Below are 5,320 nucleotides of genomic sequence, written 5' to 3' on the forward strand. Positions count from 1 at the left end.
ATTTGTCATTTGTCATTTGTCATTTGTCATTTGTCATTTGTCATTTGTCATTTGTGATAATTGAACGGTTAGGTCGGGGCGGGTTTAGTTATATCAGGGTAACACCAAAGGTTAACGGTAAAACCCGCCCCTACAAAAGATATTTCATCGGAACGTCTCTACATCGCTTTGACGTTTACCGATAAATGGGTAGGGTAAAGTGGAAACAGCCACCACCTTTGGGCGAGGAATCGACCCAGATGCGACCGTAATGGGCGCGGATTATGCGTTGGCACAAGGATAAACCAATCCCATACCCGTCCTCGCCTTGATCGCGTTTGAGTCGGAAATGATTCTCAAAAATGCGATCGCGATTTTCTTCCGGGATACCCGGACCTGTATCATAGACCGAGACTTGAACTTTTTGGGTGGTGCGGTGCAGCATAGAAACCTGAATTTTACCCCCTTTTGGTGTGTATTTGTTGGCATTGTCTAGCAGATTGACGATGACTTGACGCACCAACTCACTATCGGCATGGACAGGGGGTAAATCCTGGGGAATGTCTGTTTCCACTATCTGGGATTTGAGTTGGAAAGACTCGTGCATTTGATTGAGAATATCTTGACACAACGGTCCTAAAGCCAGTTTGCGGGGTTTAACGTAAAAGTCGGCGTTGCTGCCTTTGGCGGCTTGCAGGATTTCCGTAATCATGCGATCGATGGTACGGAGTTGGATACGCGCTTGTTCAAATAACCGGGCTTTTAGAGTGGGCGTCAATTTATAACCAGGGGATTGACTGGGGTTGTTTTTCCCTAATTCCAGGGTATCTAAGGCAATGGATGCGGCGGTTAAAGGGTTGCGGATGTCATGGGCTAACATGGACAAGATTTGGTCTTTAAAATGGATATTTTCCCGCAGTGCTGCGTTTTCTTGGTTGAGGCGAAAAATTTCGTCAGTGAGTTGAATCACTTCGACCGAAGATGCCATGGAAGGTTTGGCGGATGAGCCATTCTCACTGGAGATATCCCCGTTAGCGGATGAGGCAACCTCTTGGGTTAACTCGGCTTTATCTTTATAGTCTTCAATACAGCGTTGCCAGCGTGACCAACAGCTGTTCAACTGTCCGACTAAATTCGTTCCCGCTAGGGTTTGTCGGGGTTGGGGATGAATCTTTAGCAGGGCTGGAGTGGCTACAATTTTAAAATGTTCGGCTAAATAGGGCTGTTCTCCCACCTTGACAATCATCAGCTCAAAAGGATAGTCCTGTTTCAAGGACTCCAGATAGTTGCGGATGTGATGGATATGTTTCCGGGAACTGGGGCGCTCATCGACAAACAGCAGAAGCTGTAAGGTGGCTTCCCCATCCGGAGAGTTCTCATGAGCGACCTGCATGAAGTTGGGTGTTAGCACTCTTAACTGGGGCAATTATAGGAGAACATTGGACTTGACTGCCTAGGGGTTGGGGGTCTTTGCTTCCTTATAATTTAATCTCTATTTTAGATTTTCCGCAAAACTGAATGGTTTGTGAGGTTTATCTATCCTTTTGCTGTCCCTTTCGTCCTAAAATCTTAAATGACCGTAAACCTCCCAGGCTATCCTAAACTTTTCGTTATCTAGCAATTCACGACTTCTATTCACTATGGCTATCGGCTACGTTGCGCTCGTCCTTCATGCCCATCTACCTTTTGTGCGGCATCCAGAAAGTGACTATGTTCTGGAAGAAGAATGGCTATTTGAAGCCATCACCGAAACTTACGTCCCCCTCCTGCATGTCTTTGAAGGGTTAAAGCGGGATGGGGTGGACTTTAAAATCACCATGAGCATGACACCCCCTTTGGTGTCAATGCTAAAAGATCCTCTGTTGCAAGAGCGCTATGACAAACATCTAGCTCTACTCGAGGAGTTAGTTCAAAAGGAAGTCGAGCATAACAAACATAATGGTCACATCCGCTACCTCGCTGAACATTACGTTAACGAGTTCAGTCGAATTCGCCAAACCTGGGAACAGTACCAGGGTGACTTGATAACCGCATTTAAACAATTTCTCGACAGCAATAACCTGGAAATCATCACTTGCGGCGCGACTCACGGCTATTTTCCGCTGATGAAGATGTATCCCCAAGCTGTTTGGGCGCAAATTCAGGTGGCTTGTGAGCATTATGAGCAAACCTTTGGGCGTCCCCCGAAAGGGATTTGGTTACCCGAATGCGCCTATTACGAAGGGGTGGAACGATTACTCGCCGATGCAGGCTTACGCTATTTCCTCACCGATGGTCACGGGATCTTGTATGCCCGTCCCCGTCCCCGGTTTGGCACTTACGCTCCAATTTATACGGAGACAGGGGTAGCTGCATTTGGACGAGATCACGAGTCCTCTCAGCAGGTGTGGTCTTCGGAAGTAGGATATCCCGGTTCACCCGAATATCGGGAATTTTACAAGGATTTAGGCTGGGAAGCCGAATACGAGTACATTAAGCCCTATATTATGCCCAATGGGCAGCGCAAAAATACAGGAATTAAATATCACCGGATCACAGGTCGCGGATTAGGATTAGGGGATAAAGCGTTGTATGACCCCTATTGGGCGCGAGAAAAAGCGGCTGAAAATGCGGCTAACTTTATGTTTAACCGGGAACAGCAGGTGGGTCATTTGGCAGGAATTATGCAGCGTCCGCCGATTGTGGTGTCCCCCTATGATGCGGAACTGTTTGGTCATTGGTGGTACGAGGGACCGTGGTTTATCGATTATCTGTTCCGTAAGTCTTGGTATGACCAAGGGACTTATGACATGACCCACCTGGCGGACTATTTGCAGGATAATCCCACCCAGCAGGTTTGTAAGCCCTCTCAGTCAAGCTGGGGGTATAAGGGATTCCATGAATATTGGCTCAATGAAACCAATGCTTGGATTTATCCTCACCTGCACAAAGCAGCGGAACGGATGATTGAGTTAGGGCGTCGCGAACCCGCCGATGAACTGGAATGGAAAGCACTCAACCAGGCGGCGCGAGAGGTACTCCTGGCGCAGTCATCGGACTGGGCGTTTATTATGCGGACGGGAACCATGGTACCGTATGCTGTGCGGCGGACGCGATCGCACTTGATGCGGTTTAATAAGCTGTATGAGGATATCAAAATCGGTAAAATCGACAGTGGCTGGTTAGAAAAAGTCGAGGAAATCGATAATATCTTTCCCAAAATTAACTATCGGGTTTATCGTCCATTGTAAAGATTGGGGACAAGGGGAGGGAGTAGAGACGTAGCATGATACGTCTCTACTTCGGGGCGGGGGCGAGTCGCATCTGGGTGAGAGAATAAATGATAATAGTCAAACCCGCCCCTACACACCAACCAGGTTCCCTTGGATTTTGGGTGGCGAAGGGTTGACAGCAGGTGACGCGCCATCCCTCGATCCAAAACTCAAAACTCTCCCTTGTGCATCCCCTTGGCACTATAACGACGGTTTTGATCAGCTTCAACCATTTGACAATCCTCACAGAGTCCAAAAAATTCTAGGGTATGATAGTAAATCTGAAAGTGGTGGTTATCTTGTAACTGGGTCTCTAAATTGTGGACAGGACATTCATTGATCGGAATTGATCGCTCGCAATTGAGACAGGTGAGATAGTGTTGATCCTGCAATAAACTGTAGAGGGATTCGCCAGTCGCTAGAGTCCGTATTTGTACCACTCCTTCGAGTTTCAAGGCGTCGAGAGAGCGGTAAACTGTGGCTAGACCCATACCTTGCTTCCGCTTGCGTAACTCGATATGAATATCCTGGGCAGAGACAGCACGATTTAAGGTTTTGAGCAACTTTAAAATTCGCTCTTGAGAACGGGTGCGTTGGGCTTTCATAGATTTAGGGGTTAATCGAGGAAAAAGGATGTGGACTATTGGGGATTAGTAGTTCAAACTTTAAATTAGGGTAATCTCAAACCACTAGGGGGTGCTTGTGAATCATCAGTATAAGGCTCGAATTTATGTTACACTGCGACCTTCTGTATTAGATCCGGCTGGCGTGGCAGTCGAGTCCGGGATTGGGCAACTCGGCATCGCGAATGTTAAGCAGGTACGCATCGGCAAGTATATTGAGTTAATGCTGACGGCGGCTGATCAAAACCAAGCCAGTGAGCAACTCGATCGCATCTGTGACCAACTTTTGGCGAATCCAGTGATTGAAAATTATCGATTTGATTTGGATGAAGTACAGGTACAGTTAGGGGTATCAACATGAAATTTGGTATTGTGGTTTTTCCGGGCTCAAACTGCGATCGCGATGTTGCTTATGTCACTCAGGATTTGCTCAATTGTCCCACTCGGATGGTTTGGCATGAAGAAACGGACATTGCTGACATAGATGTGGTTGTATTACCCGGTGGCTTTAGTTATGGCGACTATCTACGCTGCGGCGCGATTGCTCAGTTTTCGCCGATTATGTCCCATGTTATTGCCCACGCCAAACAGGGTAAGTTTATCCTGGGTATCTGTAACGGCTTTCAAGTCTTAACCGAAACCGGGTTATTACCGGGGGCATTAGTCCGGAATCGAGATCTCCATTTTATTTGCGATCGCCTTCCCTTGAAAATAGAACGCACTGACATTCCTTGGACGTCTGCCTACTCTACGGGAGACATGATCACACTGCCCGTTGCTCACGGTGAAGGACGCTACTACGCCCATACAGACACCCTGAAAGCCCTCGAAGATGGAAATCAGATTGTCTTTCGTTACGCCAATTCCAGCGGTGAAATCGACGAAACCAGCAATCCCAACGGTTCAGTGAACAACATTGCCGGAATATGCGATCGCACGGGTAAAATATTGGGGATGATGCCTCATCCAGAACGGGCATCTGACCCTTTGTTGGGCAGTACCGATGGTATCAAATTATTTCAAGGATTATTAGCGTTCATGAATCAACAGCAACTCCAACCCGTCTAGCCAAATTTCTTTATGCTCTGTGACATCATAAATTAACGTGACATTCAATACTCCTAAGAAAGCCAGTGACTTCAGACAATCCCAACACCGGCTTGCCCATCAAACCAATCCGCTACCGAGATTGGTTAATTAGCACAAAGATGATTGACAGACGGTTATGGTTACGTTGGCAACACCCTGATGAAAATTTTGCTCGTTATAGCTATCCAGTGACGGAGCGAGGGTTGACAGATTCGCTTCGTTATGCTAGACACCTGATTGATTTGATTATTGAGTTAGAAGAGGCGGAGTCAAAAGCAGCTTCATCACGAGAGCTTGACTAAATCGTCAAATATATTGCTAAACTTACTCTTAGCTTTAGCTAGGTTTGAGTAAGTTTTTCGGAGCCGAAGTTATTCT

At 46.9% G+C, this 5,320-nt stretch carries 6 protein-coding genes; 4 read left to right on the top strand and 2 right to left on the bottom strand.

Annotated features, from left to right (window positions below):
- Nucleotides 1-175: 175 nt before the first annotated feature.
- On the bottom strand, nucleotides 176-1,372 hold the full coding sequence (locus ACLFWI_RS26195) for a histidine kinase (protein WP_446415359.1): 1,197 nt from the start codon (nucleotides 1,370-1,372) through the stop codon (nucleotides 176-178).
- A 247-nt stretch (nucleotides 1,373-1,619) separates the two neighbouring features.
- Here ACLFWI_RS26195 and ACLFWI_RS26200 point away from each other — a divergent pair, with 247 nt between their 5' ends.
- Nucleotides 1,620-3,209, top strand: a complete 1,590-nt coding sequence (locus ACLFWI_RS26200; RefSeq protein ID WP_446375330.1) for a glycoside hydrolase family 57 protein — start codon at nucleotides 1,620-1,622, stop codon at nucleotides 3,207-3,209.
- A gap of 191 nt (nucleotides 3,210-3,400) precedes the next feature.
- Here ACLFWI_RS26200 and ACLFWI_RS26205 read toward each other — a convergent pair whose 3' ends face one another.
- Entirely contained in the window at nucleotides 3,401-3,835 is a 435-nt protein-coding gene (locus ACLFWI_RS26205) for a Fur family transcriptional regulator (RefSeq protein ID WP_446415360.1), read from the bottom strand.
- 97 nt (nucleotides 3,836-3,932) lie between these two features.
- Between ACLFWI_RS26205 and purS the strand changes: the two genes are divergently transcribed.
- From purS to ACLFWI_RS26220, 3 genes are all read left to right on the top strand, one after another.
- On the top strand, nucleotides 3,933-4,214 hold the full coding sequence (purS, locus tag ACLFWI_RS26210) for a phosphoribosylformylglycinamidine synthase subunit PurS (RefSeq protein ID WP_446415361.1): 282 nt from the start codon (nucleotides 3,933-3,935) through the stop codon (nucleotides 4,212-4,214).
- Nucleotides 4,211-4,921: a phosphoribosylformylglycinamidine synthase subunit PurQ gene (gene purQ / locus ACLFWI_RS26215; protein ID WP_446415362.1), complete on the top strand. Its 711-nt coding sequence runs from the start codon at nucleotides 4,211-4,213 to the stop codon at nucleotides 4,919-4,921. The genes purS and purQ overlap by 4 nt, the downstream gene beginning before the upstream one ends.
- Nucleotides 4,922-4,986: 65 nt before the next feature.
- Nucleotides 4,987-5,244, top strand: a complete 258-nt coding sequence (locus ACLFWI_RS26220; protein ID WP_446415363.1) for a hypothetical protein — start codon at nucleotides 4,987-4,989, stop codon at nucleotides 5,242-5,244.
- Nucleotides 5,245-5,320: the final 76 nt, after the last annotated feature.

This window comes from Coleofasciculus sp., assembly GCF_046539235.1.
Taxonomy (GTDB): domain Bacteria; phylum Cyanobacteriota; class Cyanobacteriia; order Cyanobacteriales; family Coleofasciculaceae; genus Coleofasciculus.

Coding starts and splice junctions, on each gene's coding strand:
- purQ (WP_446415362.1), top strand. CDS start 4,211: ATGAAATTTGGTATTGTGGTTTTTCCGGGCTCAAACTGCGATCGCGAT.
- ACLFWI_RS26195 (WP_446415359.1), bottom strand. CDS start 1,372: ATGCAGGTCGCTCATGAGAACTCTCCGGATGGGGAAGCCACCTTACAG.
- ACLFWI_RS26205 (WP_446415360.1), bottom strand. CDS start 3,835: ATGAAAGCCCAACGCACCCGTTCTCAAGAGCGAATTTTAAAGTTGCTC.
- ACLFWI_RS26200 (WP_446375330.1), top strand. CDS start 1,620: ATGGCTATCGGCTACGTTGCGCTCGTCCTTCATGCCCATCTACCTTTT.